General features: G+C 67.5%; 15 protein-coding genes. 4 read left to right on the plus strand and 11 right to left on the minus strand.

Annotated elements, in window-relative coordinates; all coding sequences use genetic code 11:
• Positions 1–168: 168 nt before the first annotated feature.
• Both FVD38_RS07365 and FVD38_RS27055 read right to left on the minus strand, forming a co-directional pair.
• Complete coding sequence (locus tag FVD38_RS07365; protein ID WP_147934201.1) at positions 169–666, minus strand: YceD family protein; 498 nt, start codon at positions 664–666, stop codon at positions 169–171.
• Positions 667–789 (minus strand): hypothetical protein, encoded by a 123-nt coding sequence (locus FVD38_RS27055; RefSeq protein WP_267874121.1) that lies wholly within the window; start codon positions 787–789, stop codon positions 667–669. It lies immediately after the preceding gene.
• On the opposite strand from FVD38_RS27055, the gene FVD38_RS07370 reads away from it, so the two are divergent.
• Entirely contained in the window at positions 776–1,372 is a 597-nt protein-coding gene (locus FVD38_RS07370) for a Maf-like protein (protein ID WP_147934202.1), read from the plus strand. The genes FVD38_RS27055 and FVD38_RS07370 overlap by 14 nt on opposite strands.
• A gap of 20 nt (positions 1,373–1,392) precedes the next feature.
• Positions 1,393–2,142, plus strand: coding sequence for an SAM-dependent methyltransferase (locus FVD38_RS07375; protein WP_147934203.1), 750 nt, complete (start codon positions 1,393–1,395; stop codon positions 2,140–2,142).
• On the opposite strand, the gene FVD38_RS07380 is transcribed toward FVD38_RS07375, so the two are convergent.
• The 9 genes from FVD38_RS07380 to FVD38_RS07420 all read right to left on the minus strand — a co-directional run bounded on the left by FVD38_RS07380 (position 2,136) and on the right by FVD38_RS07420 (position 14,851).
• A complete protein-coding gene (locus FVD38_RS07380; RefSeq protein WP_147934204.1) occupies positions 2,136–3,446 on the minus strand; it encodes a tetratricopeptide repeat protein in 1,311 nt (436 codons plus the stop codon). The two genes, FVD38_RS07375 and FVD38_RS07380, sit on opposite strands and share 7 nt — an antisense overlap.
• A gap of 63 nt (positions 3,447–3,509) precedes the next feature.
• The gene (locus FVD38_RS07385) at positions 3,510–4,790 is read right to left on the minus strand and encodes an EAL and HDOD domain-containing protein (RefSeq protein ID WP_147934205.1); all 1,281 of its coding nucleotides are present in this window, start codon (positions 4,788–4,790) and stop codon (positions 3,510–3,512) included.
• Positions 4,791–4,922: 132 nt separating this feature from the next.
• A complete protein-coding gene (locus FVD38_RS07390) occupies positions 4,923–6,191 on the minus strand; it encodes a 23S rRNA (adenine(2030)-N(6))-methyltransferase RlmJ (RefSeq protein WP_147934206.1) in 1,269 nt (422 codons plus the stop codon).
• 126 nt (positions 6,192–6,317) lie between these two features.
• Complete coding sequence (gene aceA, locus FVD38_RS07395) at positions 6,318–7,616, minus strand: isocitrate lyase (protein WP_147934207.1); 1,299 nt, start codon at positions 7,614–7,616, stop codon at positions 6,318–6,320.
• Between the two features lie 350 nt (positions 7,617–7,966).
• Positions 7,967–10,576: an ATP-dependent chaperone ClpB gene (gene clpB / locus FVD38_RS07400; protein WP_147934208.1), complete on the minus strand. Its 2,610-nt coding sequence runs from the start codon at positions 10,574–10,576 to the stop codon at positions 7,967–7,969.
• Positions 10,577–10,657: 81 nt separating this feature from the next.
• A complete protein-coding gene (crcB, locus tag FVD38_RS07405; RefSeq protein ID WP_147934209.1) occupies positions 10,658–11,041 on the minus strand; it encodes a fluoride efflux transporter CrcB in 384 nt (127 codons plus the stop codon).
• Positions 11,038–11,496 carry a molybdopterin synthase catalytic subunit MoaE gene (gene moaE / locus FVD38_RS07410; RefSeq protein WP_147934210.1) on the minus strand — a complete coding sequence of 153 codons (459 nt, stop codon included), beginning with the start codon at positions 11,494–11,496 and terminating at the stop codon, positions 11,038–11,040. Before moaE ends, crcB begins: the two co-directional genes overlap by 4 nt.
• Positions 11,493–14,165 (minus strand): DUF349 domain-containing protein, encoded by a 2,673-nt coding sequence (locus tag FVD38_RS07415; protein WP_147934211.1) that lies wholly within the window; start codon positions 14,163–14,165, stop codon positions 11,493–11,495. The genes moaE and FVD38_RS07415 overlap by 4 nt, the downstream gene beginning before the upstream one ends.
• A 98-nt stretch (positions 14,166–14,263) precedes the next feature.
• Complete coding sequence (locus FVD38_RS07420) at positions 14,264–14,851, minus strand: hypothetical protein (protein WP_187271503.1); 588 nt, start codon at positions 14,849–14,851, stop codon at positions 14,264–14,266.
• 358 nt (positions 14,852–15,209) lie between these two features.
• Here FVD38_RS07420 and FVD38_RS07425 point away from each other — a divergent pair, with 358 nt between their 5' ends.
• Together FVD38_RS07425 and FVD38_RS07430 are read left to right on the plus strand one after the other, a co-directional pair.
• Entirely contained in the window at positions 15,210–16,481 is a 1,272-nt protein-coding gene (locus tag FVD38_RS07425) for an exonuclease SbcCD subunit D C-terminal domain-containing protein (RefSeq protein WP_147934232.1), read from the plus strand.
• Positions 16,478–20,227 carry an AAA family ATPase gene (locus tag FVD38_RS07430; protein ID WP_147934212.1) on the plus strand — a complete coding sequence of 1,250 codons (3,750 nt, stop codon included), beginning with the start codon at positions 16,478–16,480 and terminating at the stop codon, positions 20,225–20,227. Before FVD38_RS07425 ends, FVD38_RS07430 begins: the two co-directional genes overlap by 4 nt.
• Positions 20,228–20,441 lie beyond the last annotated feature (214 nt).

A 20,441-nucleotide genomic window follows, 5' to 3' on the forward strand; every position in this document is an offset into this window, starting at 1 on the left:
CCCTAAGGACTGCCGACATGTTGAACGCTGCTACAACTACCGCGAATGCCATACTCGATTGCACGCGTTTGACACGTTTTTTTGCAGATTTTGGACGACATTGTTTCTACGCTGCCGCCACCGTACTGCGAATCCTGTGCTGCTGATTTTTCCTGCTATTTCTTCTTTTTAGTCCGCCTTCAAGTTCTTGAGGGCGGCGAAAGGCGACACTTTATCGGTTTTCAGGCGATCGAGCAAGCCCGTATCCGGACAAACGTCATGCCGTGGCGACTGCGGCAAGGCCAGCAGGGCCTCATCCTCGAGCAACTGACGGATGTCGCAGGTGCGGCTGCCGACGATCACGTCGATGCTTTCGTCGTCGAGGACTTCCTCGATCCCATCGGCATCCTCGTCGTTCTCGCCCAGCACCAGCATGGTCGACGAATCGATCTCGTAGTCCAGAGGCTGCAGGCAACGCTGGCAGACCAGCTTGACGTGGCCGGCGACCGCGAGGGTCATCGACGGATAGCCGTGGCGGGTCTTGCCGCCCTGAATCGACCAGGTGATGTCGCCGCTCTTTTCCACGCTTTCGGCGGCCAGACGGGTCATCTCGACCAGGGGCGTAGCGCCTTCACGATGACCGTCGTTCTTGCAAAACTCGAAGGCGTCGATGACAAAAGCGCTCATTTAGAAAGTTACCCCGGAAAACCTGCGATAATAGCAGGCTTTTCGCGCCAGCGTCAAAAAACCGTCGTATTCCCCCGTCGTATTCTCATCAAACAGCGCCATGAAACCGATGCCTTTGCTCATCCTCGCCTCGAGTTCCGCCTACCGCCGCGAACTCTTGCAGCGCCTGGACCTGCCTTTCGAGGCCGTCGCGCCCGACATCGACGAGACACCGCTGGATGGCGAAACGCCGCAAGCCACCGCCCTGCGCCTGGCGCGCGCGAAGGCCCAGGCCGTCGCGCAGCGTCACCCCGGTGCGCTGGTGATCGGCTCCGACCAGGTCGCCACCCTGGATGGGCTGCAGATCGGCAAGCCGGGCGACCATCCACGCGCCCTGGCCCAGCTGCAGCTGATGCGCGGACGCGAAGTCGTGTTCCATACCGCTTTGTGCCTGTGGGATGGGCGGGTTGCCGACCCGGACCAGGCCGCACAAGTGGAGAACGTGCAGGTGCGCGTCGCTTTCCGCGACCTGCCCGACCATGAACTCGACGCCTACCTGCGCATCGAGCAGCCGTACGACTGCGCCGGCAGCGCCAAGAACGAAGGGCTGGGCATCGCCCTGCTCGACAGCATCCAATCGAACGACCCGACCGCCCTCACCGGCCTGCCGCTGATCGCCCTGACCGGGATGCTGCGCAAGGCCGGCGTCCCGTTTTTTGGCGTCTGATCCACCATTTTCATTTCACCATGCCCGGCACCCTGTACCTGATCCCGAACACCCTCGGCCCGACCGACGCCACTCCAGGCTCCCTGAACGCCCTGCTCCCGACCCAGGTGCAGGCGCTGACCAGCAAGCTCGATTACTTCGTGGCCGAAAACGCCAAGACCGCCCGCGCTTTCCTGAAACTGATTGCGATCGACCACCCGTTGGCCAAGCCGCTGCAGGAAATCGAGATCGCCGAACTGAACGTGAACACGCCGCCGGCGGCGCTGGCGCAACTGCTGGCGCCGCTGCTGGCGGGCCGCGACGCGGGCCTGGTGTCGGAAGCCGGCGTGCCGGCCGTGGCCGATCCCGGCGCCGACCTGGTGCGCCTGGCGCATCAACACGGCATCGCGGTGCGTCCGCTGGTGGGGCCGTCTTCGCTGCTGCTGGCCGTCATGGCCAGCGGCCTGAATGGCCAGAGCTTTGCCTTCAACGGCTATCTGCCGACCGATGCGGCGCAGCGCACCAAGCGCATCCAGGACCTGGAAAAGCGTTCGCGCAACGAACGCCAGACCCAGTTGCTGATCGAGACGCCGTACCGCAACGGCGCCATGCTCGAAGCGCTGGCGGCCGCTTGCCAGCCCGGCACCCTGATCTGCGTGGCGACCGACCTGTCGCTGCCGACCGAATCGGTGCGCACGCTAACGGCCGCCAAGTGGAAGGCGGCGCTGGCAGCCAATAAAGGGCCGGACTTCCACAAGAAGCCGACCGTATTCCTGTTCCTGGGTCAGTAAAGCTCGCGCCAGGACGGCCGCAAAGGCTCGAGCCGGTCCCCGCACCGCTTCACCGATACCGGCCGGACCGCGCGCGGCGATGCACCACGCGCCTCGGGCGTCCACCCCGCCTGGATCTGAATGGATCGCACAGCCGCCCGGCAGTCGCCCAGTGTCCGCCCATGCCGGAACAGCGCTGCCGCCAGCGCGTGATCGCCCCGCCGCTCCAGCACGAGTCCATAGCGATAGAAGGCGCCGCCATCGCGTGAGCGCATGGCGGTCTCGTACAGCGTGAGCACTTCGTCCGGCGCCTCAGCCTGCGCCCGGCCGTCCTCGATCAATGTCGCAAGCGCCGTTTCGGCGCGTCCGCCGCTGCGTCCGAGCGCGCGCCGATACAGGGCGGCGGCCAGCACGTCATCCGGCTCGTTGCCGACTCCCAGCTCGTAACTTCGCCCCAGGTAATAGAGGCCTGCGGGATCGTCCGCCACGGCCGCACGGGCGAACCACTGGGCACCGGGCGCCCGCGCTTCGGCATAGGCCGCCCGATCGAGCATCAGCAGGCCGAGCCGCACCTGGGCGGCGGCCAGTCCGCCTTCGGCCGACCGGGTCAGCCACTTGCGCGCCTGCTCCATATCCGGCTCGCCGACGCTGCCATGCTGATAGGCCCAGGACAGATTGGCCTGGCCCCAGCCATGCCCCTGTTCCGCAGCCTTGGCATACCAGAAAACCGCCTGGCGGCGATCGCGCGCCACGCCGGCGCCACGGTTGAGCAGCACCCCGAGATTGTTCTGCGCGTACGCGTTGCCGCCGTGCGCTGCGAGACGGTACAAGGCCGCGGCCTGCGCCAGGTCTTTTTCGAAGGAGCGGCCCTGTTCATACCAGGTACCGAGGGTGTTCTGGGCGACGGGGTCGCCCAGTTCCGCCAGCCGCTGGGTACGCATGACCAGCGCCGGATCGAGCGCCCGCGGCGGCTCCCCCGGCTTCCAGATGAACTGCGCCGCGAACCGCTTGCCTGGCGGCTTGCCCAGCGTATTCACCGCATGAAAGCTGCATGTGCGGATGCTGGCCAGCGCCGCGGCGTCCAGATCGGCCCTGCCGCTGGAAACCGCGACACGGGCGTCAGCGACCTTGCCCCCGGCGCCGACCTGGATTTCCAGCGTCGATTGTCCGCCGGCCCTTTGCGCCAGCGCGGCAGGCGGATAGGCAGGACGCGCGCAGGCGTAAAGATCGAACTTCATCGCCTGCCGTATGCGATCCTGTTCTGCGGAATCGTGGACTGAAGCGACGGCCGCGGCGGCGGCCAGGAAAAGGATGGCGACACTCATCCTATGACTGTAGCGCCAGACGCAGCGCCACACGCTCACGGAATGTCACGCATGCCGCAGTAGTTATTGCAGCGGCGGCGGGGCGTCGTTGGTCAGCTCGCGCACCCAGTCGAAGGCCGCCAGCTCGATCTCGCGCACCTCGGCCACCGTCAGGCCGATCTTCTTGAGCGCGCTCGCCAGCTTGCGGCCGCCCTCGGCCGCCTCTAGCAATTCGGCGATGCGCAGCATGGTGCCGAAATCGCCTTCGCGCTCGAGCAGCGCTTCGCGCACGTCATGCGCGATGTCGACGTGGGCCAGGATGTCGGCCATCGGCACCGAGAACAGGGCTTCGGCCAGCGACATGATGCCGACCGTGAAGGCGCGGTCGGCGCTGGCGGTGTCGCCCGGCCGCACGCGCAGGGTCATCAATTCGAGCAGCTTGCCGCGCGTCGTGGCCAGCTGTAGCAGCGGCGACTTGAGCTCGACCCGGGCGCCGGCCGCCGTATAGAGCAGGATCTGCAGCCAGCGTCCCAGCTGGCGCCGGCCGAGCTGGACCAGGGCTTGCGACAGCGACTCGATGCGCGGTCCCGGCACCGCCCGGCTGTTCACCAGGCGCAGCAGGTTCAGGCTGATCAGGGCGTCGCGCTTGACGGCGGTCTCGATCGCCTGGCTGTCGGCGTTCGAGTTGACCAGCTCCAGCAGGCGCAGGATGGTGATCTCGGACGGCGTGATCTTGCGTCCGCTCAGGATCACGGGACGCGCAAAATAATAGCCCTGGAAATATTCGAAGCCGAGTTCCATGCACAGCTTGAACTCGTCGATGGTCTCGACCTTCTCGGCCAGCAGGGTCTTGCCGGTGCCGCGCAGCGATTCGACCAGTTGCGCCAGCTCGTTCGGGACCACGCCCTTGACGTCGACCTTGATGATGTCGACCAGCTGCACCAGTTTATCGAGCTCGCTCGAGTGCTCGACCACGTCGTCGACCGCGAATTTAAAGCCCAGCTCCTTGAGCTCGGCCACCCGCGCCAGCAGTTCCGGCGTCGGCACGACGGTCTCGAGGATTTCCAGGATTACCTTGTGCGGAGGCAGGAAGCGCACGAAGTCGCTCATCAACACCACTTCGTCGACATTGACGAAGGCAAGCTGCTCGCCCACCACCTGCTCCATGCCGAGCTGGGATGCATGCGAGATGACGGCGGCGGTGGCCGCGGCGCCGTCGGTCAGCTTGGCGTCGTCGTCCTCGCCGGCAGCACGGAACAGCAGCTCGAACGCCACCAGATGCTGGTCGCGCCCGAGGATGGGCTGACGCGCAAGAAAGAAATCGTCGGACGGCACGGAGACCGCTGCCGTTGCATCGGCGTGCATCGAAAAATACTCCTGGAAACAGTCACGGCAGCGCGCCGCGCCCGGTGGACGGCACGCGCCATCCACCTACGCCGACTATACTACAAAAATGCTAATCTTAGCATTTCGACATCGAATCGAACGAGGTCCGAATCAGCCGCGGCCGCCACCACCCTGGCGGGTGCGTCCATTGCGCGGTGCGCTCGGCGCTGCCGGGCGGGCGGCGCTGTTGCGCGCGGTGCGCGGTGCGCCGTCGCGCGGGCCCGTGGCGGCATCGGCGCGGGTGCGCGATGCATTGCCGCGTGGCGCGGTAGTGCTGCGTGGCGCTCCATCACGCGGTGCGCCATCGCGTGGCGCGGCAGTGCGTGGACCACCGGCGCGCGCCGGTTTCGCTGGCGCGGCCGGCGCTTCGTCTGCGCGCGGCATGCTCTGGCCCGGCAGGCGCAGGCTGCCCTTGCCCGACAGCGGGCTGGCGCGGCGCGCATTGCCCACCGGCGCCCGTGGCGCATCGCCCACCATGCGGCCGGCGGCGGCGCCGGTCACTTGCGTGCCTGTCTCGATCGTGAAGCGGGCGCCGGCGTCCTTGCCCAGCACACGCACCAGATAGGGCATGACTTCGCGCAGGATCGGCTCCAGCGTGTACGGCGGATTCAGGATGAACATGCCGCTGCTGTGCAGGCCGGTGCCGTCCGGGGTCGGGGTGGTGGTGGTGAGCGTGACGTTGAGCCATTCCTTGGCCGGCAGGCGCTTGAGGCGGTCGGCGAACTGGCGCGACTCCATGCGCTGCAGCACTGGATACCAAATCGCAAAGATGCCGCTCGGGAATTTGGCCAGCGCTTCGTCGAGCGCATCGCGCACGCGCTTGTAGTCGTCCTTGACCTCGTAGGGCGGGTCGATCAGCACCAGCGCGCGGCGCGACGGCGGCGGCAGCAGCGCCTTCATGCTGTGGAAGCCGTCGCCATGCTCGATCATCACGCGGCGGCCGCGCGAGCGCTCGCCCTGCTCGGCCTTGTGCGCGTCGAGCTTGCGGAAGTTATCGGCCAGGATCTTGCAATCGGCTGGGTGCAGCTCGAACAGGCGCAGGCGATCCTGCTCGCGCGACATCTGCTCGGCCACGTAGGGCGAACCCGGGTAGTAGCGCATCTTGCCGCTCGGATTCATGCCCTTGATGAGGTCGAGATATTCCTTCAGCGGCGCCGGGACGTCGGTGCAGCTCCACAAGGGGCCGATGCCGGTATCGAATTCCGCGGTCTTGGTAGACTGGAAACTGTCGAGCGCATACACGCCGGCGCCCGAGTGGGTGTCGATATAGGTATAGGCGGCATCCTTCTGGTTCATGTACACGTGCAGCTGCACCTGTACAAAATGCTTGAGGACATCGGCGTGGTTACCCGCGTGGAAGGCGTGGCGGTAGCTCAACATAAGCTGGAATTCCTAAAAGAGGTTGCCGCGAGAAAGTTGGCGGCAGAATTAGGCGCCATTATCCACTACAACCGGCTGCGGCTGGGAATTCCAATTGGGGCGGCGGCTACGCCGCCGCCCCGACGATCACGCTACCTTTTTTGGCTCGAAGAACTGTTCGTCCTCCGTCGAGCCATGCAATGCGGTGGTCGAGCTCTGGCCCTGCTGGATGGCCTGGGTCACGGCGTCGAAGTAGCCGGTGCCCACTTCGCGCTGGTGCTTGACGGCGGTGAAGCCCTTCTCGGCGGCTGCGAATTCAGCCTCTTGCAGCTCGACGAAGGCCGACATGCCGCTGCGGGCATAGCCGTGGGCGAGATTGAACATGCCGTAATTGAGCGAATGGAAGCCGGCCAGCGTGATGAACTGGAATTTATAGCCCATGGCGCCCAGCTCTTGCTGGAATTTGGCGATGGTGGCGTCGTCCAGGTTCTTTTTCCAGTTGAACGAGGGCGAGCAGTTATAGGCCAGCATCTTGCCCGGGAATTTCGCATGGATGGCGTCGGCGAAGCGGCGCGCGAATTCGAGGTCGGGCTTGCCGGTCTCGCACCACACCAGGTCGGCATACGGCGAATAGGCCAGGCCGCGCGAGATCGCCTGTTCGATGCCCGGCTTGACGCGGAAGAAGCCCTCCACCGTGCGCTCGCCGGTGCAGAATTGTTTGTCGTTGGGGTCGACGTCCGAAGTCAGCAGGTCGGCCGCCTCGGCATCGGTGCGGGCGATGACCAGGGTCGAGGTGCCCATCACGTCCGCCGCCAGGCGCGCGGCGTTGAGTTTTTCGACCGCCTCGCGGGTGGGGACCAGCACCTTGCCGCCCATGTGCCCGCATTTCTTGACCGAGGCCAGTTGATCTTCAAAGTGCACGCCGGCGGCGCCCGCCTCGATCATCGACTTCATAAGCTCGTAGGCATTGAGCACGCCGCCAAAGCCGGCTTCGGCATCGGCCACGATCGGCGCGAAGTAATCGATGTCGTCCTTGCCTTCGGACCATTGGATCTGGTCGGCGCGCTGGAAGGTGTTGTTGATGCGGCGCACGACCAGCGGCACCGAGTTGGCTGGATACAGCGACTGGTCGGGATACATCTCTCCGGCGGCGTTGGCGTCGCCCGCCACCTGCCAGCCCGACAGGTAGATCGCCTTCAGGCCGGCCTTCACCTGCTGCATGGCCTGGTTGCCGGTCAGGGCGCCGAGGGCGTTGACGTAGGGTTCGTCGTGCACCAGGTTCCACAGCTTGTCGGCGCCGCGTTTGGCCAGGGTGTGCTCGATCGGGACCGAGCCGCGCAGGCGCACGACGTCGGCCGCGGTGTAGTTGCGGACCACGCCTTTCCAGCGCGGATTGCTGTCCCATTCCTGCTGCAATTCGGCGATTTGCTGTTCACGGCTAGTCATGATGTTCTCCTGAAGATGATTGACAACGATTGGTAGGTAGTGCGAATCCGTTGAATCCATCATAGCCCGCTTTGTGCGCAGCACAATCACTCTTATATAAGACAGATTACTAAAATTTTGTCGTTTATTTTCAATGACTTGAAATCTTCATTCCGGCATACGAAATGAAATTTCTTACAATGAGAACAAGTCCGGGTCCGCCTTTGCTGCGCATTCCATATGGCAGGACGATCATTTCGCATCCTGAAAAATCGCGCCTTAATTCTCATCAAGAAAGACCCTGCATGCGAGCGTAAACGAACAAAGGGCGCGGCAGATGCCGCGCCCCTTGGTCGCTTTAACCGAATGGCTTACTTGGCCAGGTCGACCGACTCTTCGCCGAACACCAGTTCGCCGTGACGCACCCGCACCGGGATCGTGTCCTTCGGTCCGAAGCGGCCCGCCAGGATCGCCTTGGACAGCGGGTTCTCGATCTGCTGCTGGATCGCGCGCTTGAGCGGCCGCGCGCCATACACCGGATCGTAGCCGGCCTCGGCTATTCTTTGCAGCGACTCTTCGTCGATATCCAGCGTCATCTCCATCTTGGCCAGGCGCCCTTCCAGGTTGTGCAGCTGGATGCGGGCGATGGCGCCGATATTCTTCTCGTCGAGCGCATGGAACACCACGATCTCGTCGATCCGGTTGATGAACTCGGGACGGAAGTGGCCGCGCACCTCGGCCATCACGGCCATCTTCACCACGGCGGGTTCGTCCGTATCCATCGCCTGGATCCGGTGCGAACCAAGGTTCGAGGTCATCACGATCACCGTGTTCTTGAAGTCCACCGTGCGGCCCTGTCCATCGGTCATGCGGCCGTCGTCCAGCGCCTGCAGCAGCACATTGAACACGTCCGGGTGCGCCTTCTCGATCTCGTCCAGCAGGATCACGCTATACGGCTTGCGGCGCACCGCCTCGGTGAGATAACCGCCCTCCTCGTAGCCGACGTAGCCCGGCGGCGCGCCGATCAGGCGGGCGACCGAATGCTTCTCCATGAACTCGCTCATGTCGATGCGGATCAGCGCATCCTGGGTATCGAACAGGAAGCCCGCCAGCGCCTTGCAAAGCTCGGTCTTGCCGACCCCGGTCGGGCCCAGGAACATGAAGGAGCCATAGGGACGGTTGGGATCCGACAGGCCGGCGCGCGAACGCCGGATCGCATCCGACACCGCCTCGATCGCCTCGTCCTGGCCCACCACGCGCTTGTGCAGCTCGTCCTCGATGTGCAGCAGCTTGTCGCGCTCGCCCTGCATCATGCGCGCCACCGGGATGCCGGTCGCGCGCGAGACCACTTCGGCGATTTCCTCGGCGCCCACCTGCGTGCGCAGCAGCTTCGGTTTCACGTTATCCGTTTCGGCACGGGCCGTGGCTTCCTCGGCCTGGCGCAGCTGCGCCTCCAGCTCCGGCAGGCGGCCGTACTGCAGCTCCGAAGCCTGCTGCCAGTTGCTCTGGCGCTTGGCCTCGTCCATCTGGAAGCGGATACGCTCGATCTCTTCCCGGATATGGGTGGTGCCCTGCACCGCCGCCTTCTCGGCCTTCAGCACTTCTTCGTAGTCGTTGTACTCGCGTTCCAGGCGCGCAATCTCCTCGCCCAGGAGTTCCAGGCGGCGCTGCGAGGCCTCGTCGGTCTCGCGGCGCACGGCTTCGCGCTCGATCTTCAGCTGGATCATGCGCCGCTCGAGGCGGTCCATGACTTCGGGCTTGGAATCGATCTCGATCTTGATCTTGGCCGCCGCCTCGTCGATCAGGTCAATCGCCTTGTCGGGCAGGAAGCGGTCGGTGATATACCGGTGCGACAGCTCTGCCGCGGCGATGATCGCCGGGTCGGTGATGTCCACCTGGTGGTGCAGCTCGTACTTCTCCTGCAGGCCGCGCAGGATGGCGATGGTCGCCTCCACGCTCGGCTCGTCGACGATGATCTTCTGGAAGCGGCGCTCGAGGGCGGCGTCCTTCTCGACGTACTTGCGGTACTCGTCGAGCGTGGTCGCGCCGACGCAGTGCAGTTCGCCGCGCGCCAGCGCCGGTTTCAGCATATTGCCGGCGTCCATGGCGCCTTCGGCCTTGCCGGCGCCGACCATGGTGTGCAGCTCGTCGATGAAGACGATGGTCTGGCCTTCATCCTGCGCCAGCTCCTTCAATACGCTCTTGAGCCTCTCTTCGAATTCGCCGCGGTATTTGGCGCCGGCCAGCAGCGCCGCCATGTCGAGCGACAGCACGCGCTTGCCCTTGAGCGAATCGGGTACTTCACCGTTGACGATGCGCTGGGCCAGGCCCTCGACGATGGCGGTCTTGCCCACGCCGGGTTCGCCGATCAGCACCGGGTTGTTCTTGCTGCGCCGCTGCAGCACCTGGATCGCGCGACGGATCTCGTCGTCGCGGCCGATCACGGGGTCCAGCTTGCCGGCCCGGGCGCGCTCGGTCAGGTCGAGCGTGTATTTTTTGAGGGATTCGCGCTGGCCTTCGGCCTCGGGCGAATTCACCGCTTCACCGCCGCGCACGGCGGAAATGGCCGACTCCAGCGATTTACGGGCCAGGCCGCTTTCGCGCGCCAGGCGGCCGGCGTCGGATTTGTCGTCGGCCAGCGCCAACAGCACCATCTCGGACGACAGGAACTGGTCGCCGCGCTTTTGCGCCTCGCGGTCGGACAGGTTCAGCAAGGCCATCAGGTCGCGTCCGGCCTGGACGTTGCCGCCGGCGCCGGTGACCTTCGGCTGGCGCTCCAGCTGCGCCTTCAGGGCATTGGTCAGCGCGCCGACATTGACGCCGGCGCGCTGCAGCAGCGAGCGCGCGCTGCCGTCGTCCTGGTTCAGCAGGGCGAGCAGGAGGTGAATCGATTCGATGTATTGGTTATCGTTGCCGACCGCCAGGCTCTGGGCATCCGCCAGCGCTTCCTGGAGCTTGGTCGTCAATTTATCTTGCCGCATGGTGTTGCTCCCTAGAGGTTGTTCTTAGCTGGAGAACAAGATAGGGATGAGCGGACAACTTTTCAAGATGGCCGGCGCCGGCTAGCCCCGCAGCGCGCGCCAGGTAGCGAAGCCGGCCGCGCACAGCAGCAGTGAACCAAGCAGGTGCAGCGCCGTATGCGCCAACGCCCAGCCGACCTGCCCGCGTTGGAGCAACGTCACCGACTCGCCCGAGAAGCTCGAGAAGGTGGTCAGGCCGCCCAGGAAGCCGGTGATGATGAACAGGCGCCACTCCGGCGCCAGTTGCGGCTGGTCGGTGAAGAAGCCGAGCGCGAGACCAACCAGGTAGCCGCCGACCAGGTTGGCGGCCAAGGTTCCGGCCTGCACGAAGCCATGCAGGCCGCCCAGCCACAAACCGAAAGCCCAGCGCAGCCAGGCGCCGAGCGCAGCGCCGATGCCGACCGCGGCAAAGCCGAGCGCCGTCACCCCGCCTGCCACTTGGCCATGGCCGCGTCGTCGCTGACGCGGGCGTCGACCCAGCGCGCGCCGTCCGGCGTCTGCTCTTTCTTCCAGAACGGGGCCTCGGTCTTGAGGTAGTCCATGATGAATTCGCAGGCCGCGAAGGCGTCGCCACGATGCGCGGCGCTGCAGGCCACCAGCACGATCTGGTCCAGCGGCGCCAGCGGGCCGACGCGGTGGATGACCAGGGTGCCGTACAGCGGCCAGCGTTCGCAGGCGCGCGCCGCGATCTCCTCCAGTGACTTCTCGGTCATGCCCGGATAGTGTTCCAGCTCCATCTCGGAGACCTTCGCGCCGTCGTTCAGGTCGCGCACGGTGCCGACAAAAGACACCACGGCGCCGATGCGCGCATCGTTCGCGCGCAGGCGCGCCACTTCGTGGCCGAGGTCGAAATCCCCGGCCTGTACCCTCACCTCGTTCATGGATGGTCCTTCGGCTGGCGCAACAACAGGTGTTCGATGCGCGTTTCGGTGCGCACGTCGAGCAGGGCCGGCAAGGCCAGCAGCGCGCGCAGCTCGGCCGCCTGCGCGCCCGGCTTCTGGCCCGACTTGAGCGAACTTTGCAGCACCTCGACCTGCAGGCGCAGGCGCTCACGCGCGAACTCGGGGCCGCTGTCGATGCCGGCGGCGATTTCCAGGCGCAGCAAGTCGCTCAGCAGGCGTTCGCGGTTGCCTTCCATCGTGCGCACGCAGGCGGCGCGTTCGCCGTCGGACGCTTCCAGTGCAGCCAGCGCGGCGTCGAAGCGCGCGCGCAGGATCGGTTCGTAGCCGCCGTCCAGCGCCAGCATGGCGTCCCAGCGCCCGCGCCAGTCCGCGGCCTGGGTTTGGGCTGCGGGATTGGCCAGCGCCGTCTCGAGCGACTGGACCAGGCGCAGCTTGTCGCGCACGGCCCCGGCCAGCGCCGTGTCCTGGGCGCGGCGGGCGGCGTCGGCATGCTGCTGCACTTTCGCGATGGCGGCGTGATAGCGCTTGTCGATGCGCGCCTCGTGGGCGCGCGGCACCGGACCGATCGCCTGCCATTCGGCGGCGGCCTCGCGCAGCAGCTTGCCGACGTTGGCAGGCAGGGCATCCGGGGCGGCCGCTTCCAGGCGTTCGCAAACAGCTTCCTTGGCGGTCTCGTGGGCGCGGCGCTCGCTGTCGGCCGCGTGCGCCTGCTCCTTGCGCGCGGCGAACAGCGCGTCGCAGGCGCCGCGGAAGCGCTGCCACAGCGCCTGCTCGGCCTTGCGCTCGAGCGGCAGCGCGCGCGCATGTTCCTGCCAGCGCGCCTGCAGCTCGCGCAGCATGTCCACGGCATGGCGCTCGTGCGGGTCGAGCTTGTGCACTTCTTCGATCAGCTGCTCGCGCACCGCGATCTCGACCTTGCGCTGGTCTTCCAACGGACGCTGCAAGGTGGTCAAGGCGTCGGCGAACAGCCCGTCCAGGCGCTTCTTTTCCTTGCGGTCGACCGCACCCAGGTGGCTCCAGGCGGTGCGCAGGCGCTGCACGGTGCCGGACACGTGCTTCCAGTCAGCCTCGCCCGATTGCAGGCGCCCGATCTCGGCCTGCGCTTCCTCGACCAGGGCCTGGCCGCGCGCCGCGTTGGTGTGGCGTTCGTCGGCCAGCTGCCTGAAGTGGGCCGCGGCCGGCGCATAGGCGGCGCTGCAGGCGGCGTCGAAGCGCTCCCACAGGCTGCGCGGCGCCGGACCGGACAGGCTGTCCAGGGCTTTCCAGCGATCGCGCATGCTGCCCACCTTCTTGGCCAGCTCGGCCATCGCCAGGCCCTGGGTGGGCAGCGATTCGACGGTCTTGATCAGTTCTTCGCGCGAGACGTTGCCGCCCCAGCGCGCCCAGTCCGACAGCCGCTTGAGCTCGGCGCGCAGATGGGCCAGGCGGTCGGCCTGCGGCGCGGAGAGGCGCATGCCCTTGTCCTTGGCTTCCTTCAGCGCCTTGTCGAGCTCGGCGGCGGTGCCGAGCGAGCCCTGCTGCAAAGCCGCTTCGAGCGCTTCCATATTGTCGAGGAAGGATTGGTCGGCGCCGCGCGCGGCCGGCTTGCCGCTCTCTTTTGCGCCCTCTTTGCTGCCCTCCCTCACGACCGGCGCCTGTTTGGCGGGACGCGCTTCCTGTGGCAGGCCCGCGAGCAGCGCGTCGAAGCGCTCCTGCACGGCGCTGGCGGCGGCGTTGGCCGGCAAGGCGGGCAGGCGTTGCCACTCCCTGCGCAGCGCTTCCTGCTTGAGTTCGGCCGGGGCCTGGGCCTGCCATGCGGCCAGGGCCGCCTCGCGCGCGGCCAGCGCGGCCTGGTCTTGTTCGATCGTCGCCAGGCCGGCCGTCAGGCGTGCGTGCTCGGTCGCGAATTCGGCCACCAGGGCGCGTGGCAGCGAGGCGTGGCCGGGATCGACCAGCGCCGCCGCCTGCTCCTGCTGCAGTTCGGCCAGGCGCGCTGCCAGGGCGGCCGCGTCCAGCCCGCCCGCGTCGAGGGCGCGCAAGACGACCAGGCGGTCGATCATGGCGCGCTGCAGCGCCACCTGCGATTCCAGGCGGCGGCCGAGCTCGGCGCGCACGGTGTCGAAGTCGGCTGCCAGCTCGGGCGCGCGGATGACCGACCATTTACGGTCCAGCTCGGCCACGTGATTCGGGGTCAGGAGGGTGTCGTTCAGCAGCGATCGTGCCTGGGCCAGCGCCTCGTCGCCGCGGCGCAGTTCGGATTCGTGGTGGCGGATCGCGTCCAGCCTGCCCTGCACCAGCTTGGCGACGCGGCGGTCGACGTTGCGCATTGCCGTGTGCACGCGCTCGAGGTGCTCGCGTCCGTGGACCAGTTCGGCCGCGGCGAGGCGCAGTTCGGAGAATTCTGATTGGAGGATGAAATCGACGGCAGCCGCTTCGTCGGCGCCCAGCGCCTTGAGTCGTTCGGCCTGGCGTGCGCGGGCATCGGCGAGCGCGGTACGGGCAGCCTGCGCGTCATGCGCAGCTGCAGCAGGAGTGCCCGACTTGCCCGAACCAGTCTTGACGCCGCGATCCGCCGGCCCCGAGGCCTTCGCCGCGGCAGGTTTGGCCTCCGGCTTGTCGCCGGACGTGGCCGATTTCCCGCCCTGCCGCTTGAATAGGAATTCGAACATGATGAAATCGCACTTCCAAAACTCCCATCATAGCAAAGAACGTCGGTATCGATCGGCATGTCCGGCCTGGCAGCTCTCCTCAGTTTACGAGTGGCAATTTACGAATGGCAAAGCCGATTTTGCCTTGAAGAAAGCTCAGCTGGCGGCAAGCCGCGCATCGCGCCCAGGTCTGCGCCGCGGCTGTCGCCACGGGTTTCACCACGGTTCTCGCTCTGGTGGGCATCATGCGCCAGCATCTGGTTGGCGATGGCGAACCAGGTCTCGCCCGGGATCATGGTGCGCGCCAGCGGCAGCAGCTCTCGCTCTTCGCGCTCGAGGCGTTCGAGCAGCAGCTCGCAGCAGCGCTCGAGCGCCGCCAGGCAACCGGGATCGCCGTCGACGGCGGCCGCCTGCGCTGCCTGGCGCGCCACGAGCGCCTGCCGGCCCAAGCCATCCAGCTCGGCCACAAGGCGGGCGGCATCCTCGCGGCGGCGCAGCGCCGGCAGCACGAACTTGTCGAGCTTGCGCCAGTGACAGGCCTCGCAGACCTGGCGCAAGGCTTCGCAAGCCTGTTCGTACTGGCGCATGCTGGGCGGTTCGCCCCACCAGGCGCAAGGTCGCCAGCGTTCGAGCAACGCCTGCACCTCGATCCGCGCGCGTGCCTGCTCGACGGATAGGGCGACCAGCGTATAGGTTGATGTCAGCATTGTGTCTCCTCTCAATTTGCTCCTCCGGCGCGCGTGGATAATCCACGCCTGTGGCGGTCGGGGATGCTTTATAGGGGTAGCCGGCTATTGTGTTTGCTATGTGCCGGCCGACAGGAACTTCGTAGTGTAGAGAGAAGAAGGTGGGCGGGTTTGACATTGATCAAACCCGATTTCACAATGCGAGCGAGGTCAGACGGGGTGAGTTTCCTCTACAAAATGCCCCTCCAACATGCTACCGCTGCATCACGCCGTGCTGCGCCCATCCATTGTCCAGCAGGGCGGCGCCCAGCTGCGCTATAGTAAGAACCTATCCCGATCCTGCCTACCGACCTTCTTCACCCTCACTCGTCAATTCCTCATGCGGCTGCTGCACACCTCCGACTGGCACCTCGGCCAGACCTTGCACAATCACGACCGGACCTACGAACACCAGTGCTTCCTCGACTGGCTGGCCGACACGCTGGCCGAGGAGCAGATCGACGTGCTCCTGATCGCGGGCGACATCTTCGACACCGCCAATCCGTCCTCGAGCGCCCAGCGCCAGCTGTACCGCTTCCTGCAGCAGGCGCGCACCCGCTTGCCGCACCTGCAGGTAGTGGTCATCGCCGGCAACCACGATTCTCCGGGCCGGCTGGAAGCGCCGACGCCGCTGCTGGAAGCCCATGGCACGATCGTGGTCGGCAACGTCCTGCGCCGCGGCGACGGCGAGATCGACCTGGAGCGCCTGCTGTTGCCGCTGCGCGACCGCGACGGCAACACGGCGGCCTGGTGCCTGGCCGTGCCCTTCCTGCGTCCGGGCGACCTGCCGCGCCTGCGCGCCGCCGAAGGCAGTGAGCCGGCCGAAGACAGCGTGCGCGACCCTTATATGCACGGCACCGCCCTGCTCTACCGCCAGGCGCATGCGCTGGCGCGCGAACGGGCGGCCGAGGGCCAGGCCATCGTCGCCATGGGCCACTGCCATATGGCCAAGGGCCAGGCGTCCGAAGACTCCGAGCGCCGCATCGTGATCGGCGGCAGCGAGGCCCTGCCGGTCAGCATGTTCGACGCCGGCATCGCCTATGCGGCCCTTGGCCACCTGCACCTGGCCCAGCGCGTCGGCGGTCTCGAACACGTGCGCTATTGCGGCAGCCCACTGCCGCTGTCGTTCTCCGAAGTCGGCTACCAGCACCAGGTACTGCGCATCGATCTCGATGGCGGCAAGGTCGACGCCATCACGCCACTGTTCGTGCCGCGTCCGGTCCAGCTGCTGCGCGTGCCGGCCGCGCCGGCCCCGCTGGAAGAGGCGCTGGCGGCGCTGGAAACCCTGGAACTGGACGCGGACCTGCCGCAGCAGGCCTGGCCCTATCTCGAAGTGCGGGTGCTGCTGGACGGTCCCGAGCCGGGCCTGCGTGCGCGCATCGAGGCGGTCCTGGCGGGTAAACCTGTGCGGCTGGCCAAGATCGAGCCGACCCGCAAGCTGGTCGCGGCATCCGACGAGACCGAAGCCCTGAGCCTGGACCAGCTGGCGCAGCTGCAGCCGGACGACATCTTCCGCCGCCTGTGGCGGCAAAAATATGGCGACGAGGCGCCGCCCGAGCAGATCGCGTCGTTCGCCGAACTGTTCCACGCCGTGGAAGGAGACGCGCCATGAAGATCCTCCGTATCAGCGGCAAGAACCTGGCCTCGCTGGCGGGCGAATTCGCGGTCGACTTCGAATCCGGACCGCTGGCCACCACCGGCCTGTTCGCGATCAGCGGCCCGACCGGCGCGGGAAAAAGCACCCTGCTCGACGCCCTGTGCCTGGCGCTGTACGACGCCACCCCGCGCATGCAGAAGCGCGCCGGCAGCCAGTTGCCGGACGTCGGCGGCGACACCGTCTCGGCGCTCGACCCGCGCACCCTGCTGCGGCGCGGCGCCGCCGAGGCCTGGGCCGAAGTCGACTTCGTCGGCAGCGACGACGGCCGCTACCGCGCGCGCTGGAGCGTGCGCCGCTCCTACGGCAAGCCGGGCGGCGCGCTGCAGCCCGCCAAGATGAGCCTGCACCGCCTGCCCGAACTTGCACCGATCGGCGGCACCAAGACCGAGGTGGCGGCGGAGATTGTCCAGCGCATCGGCCTGTCGTTCGAACAGTTTACGCGCGCCGTGCTGCTGGCCCAGAACGAGTTCTCGGCCTTCCTCAAGACCGACGAGAACGAGCGCGGCGAACTGCTCGAGACCCTGACCGGCACCACGGTTTACAGCGAGATCTCGCGCCGCGCCTTCGAGCGCTACAAGCTCGAACAGCAGCGCACCCAGGTGCTGCAGGCCGCACTGGCCAATGTGGCCCCGCTGGCACCAAGCGAACGCGCGCAGCTCGACCTCGAGCGCAACGCAGCCGATGCCGCGCGTGAAGCGCTCGACAGCCGCCACGCCCTGCTGGAGCAGCAACTGCGCTGGCACCAGGAACTCGACAAGCTCGGGCGCGGCCAGGCCCAGGCCGAGGAAGCGCTGGCCGCCGCCAACGGCGAACGTGCCGCGGCCGCCGAACGACGCCAGCGCCTGGCCACGCTGGAAGCGGTGCAGCCGGCGCGACCGCTGGCGGTCGAGGTCCAGCGCCTGGAAGCCGAGCGGCGCCAGGCCCATTCTTCGGTCGCGAAGCTGGAAGGCGAGCTGGCGACGGCGCTGGAACTTCGCCGCACCAGCAGCGCCGAAGTCGACGCCGCCATCGCGCGCCTCGACGTCTGTGAAGAGCAACTGCGCGCCGCCGGTCCGCAACTGGACCAGGCCAAGGCGCTGGATGCGGCGCTCGATGCGCTCGCCCCCGGCCATACCCAGGCCAAAGCTGCGCTGGAAGCGGCGCGCCAGCAGGCGCGCGAGGCGCGTGTCCAGCATGGGGCGAAGTCCGAGGAACTCGCGCACGCACGCGGCCTGGTCGAGGTCGCCGCGGCATGGCTGGCGGCCCAGTCCCGGCACGAGGCCGTGGCCACCGGCTGGCCGCAGTGGGAACGACTGCTGCGCCAGGCAGGCCAGGCACAAGCTGCCCTTACCGCCGGCGCAACGGCGTTGGCGGCGACCCGTACGGCGGCCGACCAGGCGGCCGGACGCGACGCCCAGGCGGCCGGCGCGCTGGCACAAGCCATCGAAGGTCTCGATACATTGGAAGCGAATCGGCGCGCGGCGATGGCGGCGCTCGGGAAATTTGACGCCGAGGCGATCGGCGCCGAACGCCAGCAGCTGGAAGGCCGCCGCGAGCGGCTGGCGGCGTCCGAACGCGCCTGGCTCGACCTGTCGGCGGCGCGCGAAACGCTGGCCGGACTCGCGCGCGAAGCCGAGCGCGCCGCAACCGCGGCGGCCGCCGCCGAACGCGCCCTGCAGGAAACGCGCGCCGCGGCGCCGGCACTGGAAGCGGCGATGGCGCAGGCCGAGCGCTCGCTGAGCGCCGCCGAACTGGCGTGCGCCGCGAATGTGGAGCAACTGCGCGCTAACCTGATCGACGACGATCCCTGCCCCGTGTGCGGCGCCCTCGAGCACCCATACGCCCACCAGGATGCGACGCTCAAGGCGATGTTGACGGGCCTGCGGGCCGAAGTCGACGGCTGCCGCCTGCGCGTGCGCGAGAACGGCGCGCTGCAGGCGAGCCACGGCGCCGCCTTCGCCGCCGCGCAGGAACGTCTCGCGTCGCTTACCCAGGACCGCACGGCGCTCGATCTGCGCATCGCCGGCCTGAGCGAGGCCTGGGACGCCGATCCGCTGGCGTTCGAGGCGCCGGGTGAGCCGGAACGCAGCGACTGGTTCGGCGTTCAACGAAGCGCCGTGCGCGACGCCCTCGATGCGCTGGCGCGGCGCGAGCAAGCCTGGCGCGCCGCCGCCAGCGCGCGCGATGCGGCCCAGCGCGACGTCGACGGCGCGCAATCGGTGCTGGCCCGGCTACGCCAGAGTGCCGAGGCCGAGCGCGACACGGCGACCCGCCTGCAGAACGAACTGAAAGCACTGGACGCCGGCCAGCAGGCGGCAGCCACGCATTTGGACGCCCTGCTGGCCGAGCTCGATCCTGCCATGGCCGCCGCCCACGGCGACGGCTGGCAGACGGCATGGCGCCGCGATCCCGCTGGCTGGAGCCAGGCCCGCGCCGCAGAAGCAGCCCAGTGGCGCGAGCAGACCGAGGCCCAGGCGCGCGGCGCCGCCGCGAGCGCGACGCTGGACGTCGAGGCGGGCGCGCTCCAGGCGCGCATCGCCGAGATCGACGCGGCCGGGGCCAGGCTGGCCGCGGAATTCGAGCGCATCGACGGCGAGTCGAGCACGAAGCGCGCGGCGCGCGCCGCCTTGTGGCAGGGCCGCGCGGCGGGCGAGGTCGAACGCGAACTCTCCGCCGCCGTGAGCGGCGCGCGCGAGCAGGTAGCGGCGCGCCAGCAGGCCGCCAACGAGGCCGCGCAGGCCGAGACCCGGGCCCGCACCGCGCAAGCCCAGCTGATCGAGCGCATCGCGGAACTCGACGGGGCCGGCGCCACGGCCAGCGTGCGACTCGCCGATTGGCTGGAAGACTACCGGCGCCAGGCCGACGGCCTGGATGAAATCGGGGACACCGACGAACTGGCGCGCCTGCTGCAGGTCGGCGCCGCCTGGCTGGCGCAGGAACGCAGCGCCCTGAACGCCATCGAGACCGGGGTGGCCAATGCCAACACGGTCCTGGCCGAACGGCGCGCCCAGCGTGCGGCGCATCTCGAGTCGGCGCCGCCGGAAGGCCAGCCGATGGACGTGATCCAGGCGATGGTCGACGCGCTGGTCGTCGAGCGCCAGGCATCGATCGAAGCGGCGACCGCGCTGCGCCTGCGCGCGATGCAGGACGACGAGCGGCGCCGCCAGGCCGAATCGAGCCTGGCCGAGATCGAGCGCCAGCAGGCAGTCGAGCAGCGCTGGGGCAAGCTGTCGGAGCTGATCGGCTCCAGCGACGGCAAGAAGTTCCGCAACTATGCCCAGCAATTCACGCTGGACGTGCTGCTCGGCTATGCCAATGAACACCTGAAGCAGCTGGCCCGCCGCTACCGGCTTGAGCGCGTCAGCTACCAGGGCATGCCGTCACTGGCGCTGATGGTGCGCGACCAGGACATGGGCGGCGAAGTGCGTTCGGTGAACTCCCTGTCGGGCGGCGAATCGTTTCTGGTGTCGCTGGCGCTGGCGCTGGGCCTGGCCTCGCTGTCCTCGAATCGGGTGCGGGTCGAATCGCTGTTCATCGACGAAGGCTTCGGCAGCCTCGATAGCGAAACGCTGGGGGTGGCCATGGACGCCCTGGATGCGCTGCAGTCGATGGGCCGCAAGGTCGGCGTGATCTCGCACGTGCAGGAGATGACCGAGCGGATCGCGACCAAGGTGCTGGTGCGACCCGCCGGTGGAGGCAGTAGCGCGGTGGTCGTGGAGTAAAGCGGAACAACGACCGTATTGCTAGCCTAAAAACCGTCGTCCCCGCGCAGGCGGGGACCCAAGTATCACGCAGACCACTAATGCAAATCGTAGTGGCTACGCAAGCAAACTTGGGTCCCCGCCTGTGATGTGACCCCTTGAAGTGAGACTCCACTTCAAGGTGTCTTATGAAGTACGACGAGCAGTTTAAATTTTCAGCCGTTGAGGCCTACTT

Source organism: Massilia arenae, assembly GCF_008014745.1.
Taxonomy (GTDB): Bacteria; Pseudomonadota; Gammaproteobacteria; order Burkholderiales; family Burkholderiaceae_D; genus Telluria; species Telluria arenae.

Excerpts from the sequence above, each read along its gene's own strand:
- FVD38_RS27055 (WP_267874121.1), bottom strand. The coding sequence starts at position 789 with ATGAGCAAAGGCATCGGTTTCATGGCGCTGTTTGATGAGAATACGACG.
- FVD38_RS07390 (WP_147934206.1), bottom strand. The coding sequence starts at position 6,191 with ATGTTGAGCTACCGCCACGCCTTCCACGCGGGTAACCACGCCGATGTC.
- moaE (WP_147934210.1), bottom strand. The coding sequence starts at position 11,496 with ATGAACGAGGTGAGGGTACAGGCCGGGGATTTCGACCTCGGCCACGAA.
- FVD38_RS07430 (WP_147934212.1), top strand. The coding sequence starts at position 16,478 with ATGAAGATCCTCCGTATCAGCGGCAAGAACCTGGCCTCGCTGGCGGGC.
- clpB (WP_147934208.1), bottom strand. The coding sequence starts at position 10,576 with ATGCGGCAAGATAAATTGACGACCAAGCTCCAGGAAGCGCTGGCGGAT.
- aceA (WP_147934207.1), bottom strand. The coding sequence starts at position 7,616 with ATGACTAGCCGTGAACAGCAAATCGCCGAATTGCAGCAGGAATGGGAC.
- FVD38_RS07385 (WP_147934205.1), bottom strand. The coding sequence starts at position 4,790 with ATGCACGCCGATGCAACGGCAGCGGTCTCCGTGCCGTCCGACGATTTC.
- FVD38_RS07380 (WP_147934204.1), bottom strand. The coding sequence starts at position 3,446 with ATGAGTGTCGCCATCCTTTTCCTGGCCGCCGCCGCGGCCGTCGCTTCA.
- FVD38_RS07420 (WP_187271503.1), bottom strand. The coding sequence starts at position 14,851 with ATGCTGACATCAACCTATACGCTGGTCGCCCTATCCGTCGAGCAGGCA.
- FVD38_RS07370 (WP_147934202.1), top strand. The coding sequence starts at position 776 with ATGCCTTTGCTCATCCTCGCCTCGAGTTCCGCCTACCGCCGCGAACTC.
- FVD38_RS07375 (WP_147934203.1), top strand. The coding sequence starts at position 1,393 with ATGCCCGGCACCCTGTACCTGATCCCGAACACCCTCGGCCCGACCGAC.
- FVD38_RS07365 (WP_147934201.1), bottom strand. The coding sequence starts at position 666 with ATGAGCGCTTTTGTCATCGACGCCTTCGAGTTTTGCAAGAACGACGGT.
- FVD38_RS07415 (WP_147934211.1), bottom strand. The coding sequence starts at position 14,165 with ATGTTCGAATTCCTATTCAAGCGGCAGGGCGGGAAATCGGCCACGTCC.
- FVD38_RS07425 (WP_147934232.1), top strand. The coding sequence starts at position 15,210 with ATGCGGCTGCTGCACACCTCCGACTGGCACCTCGGCCAGACCTTGCAC.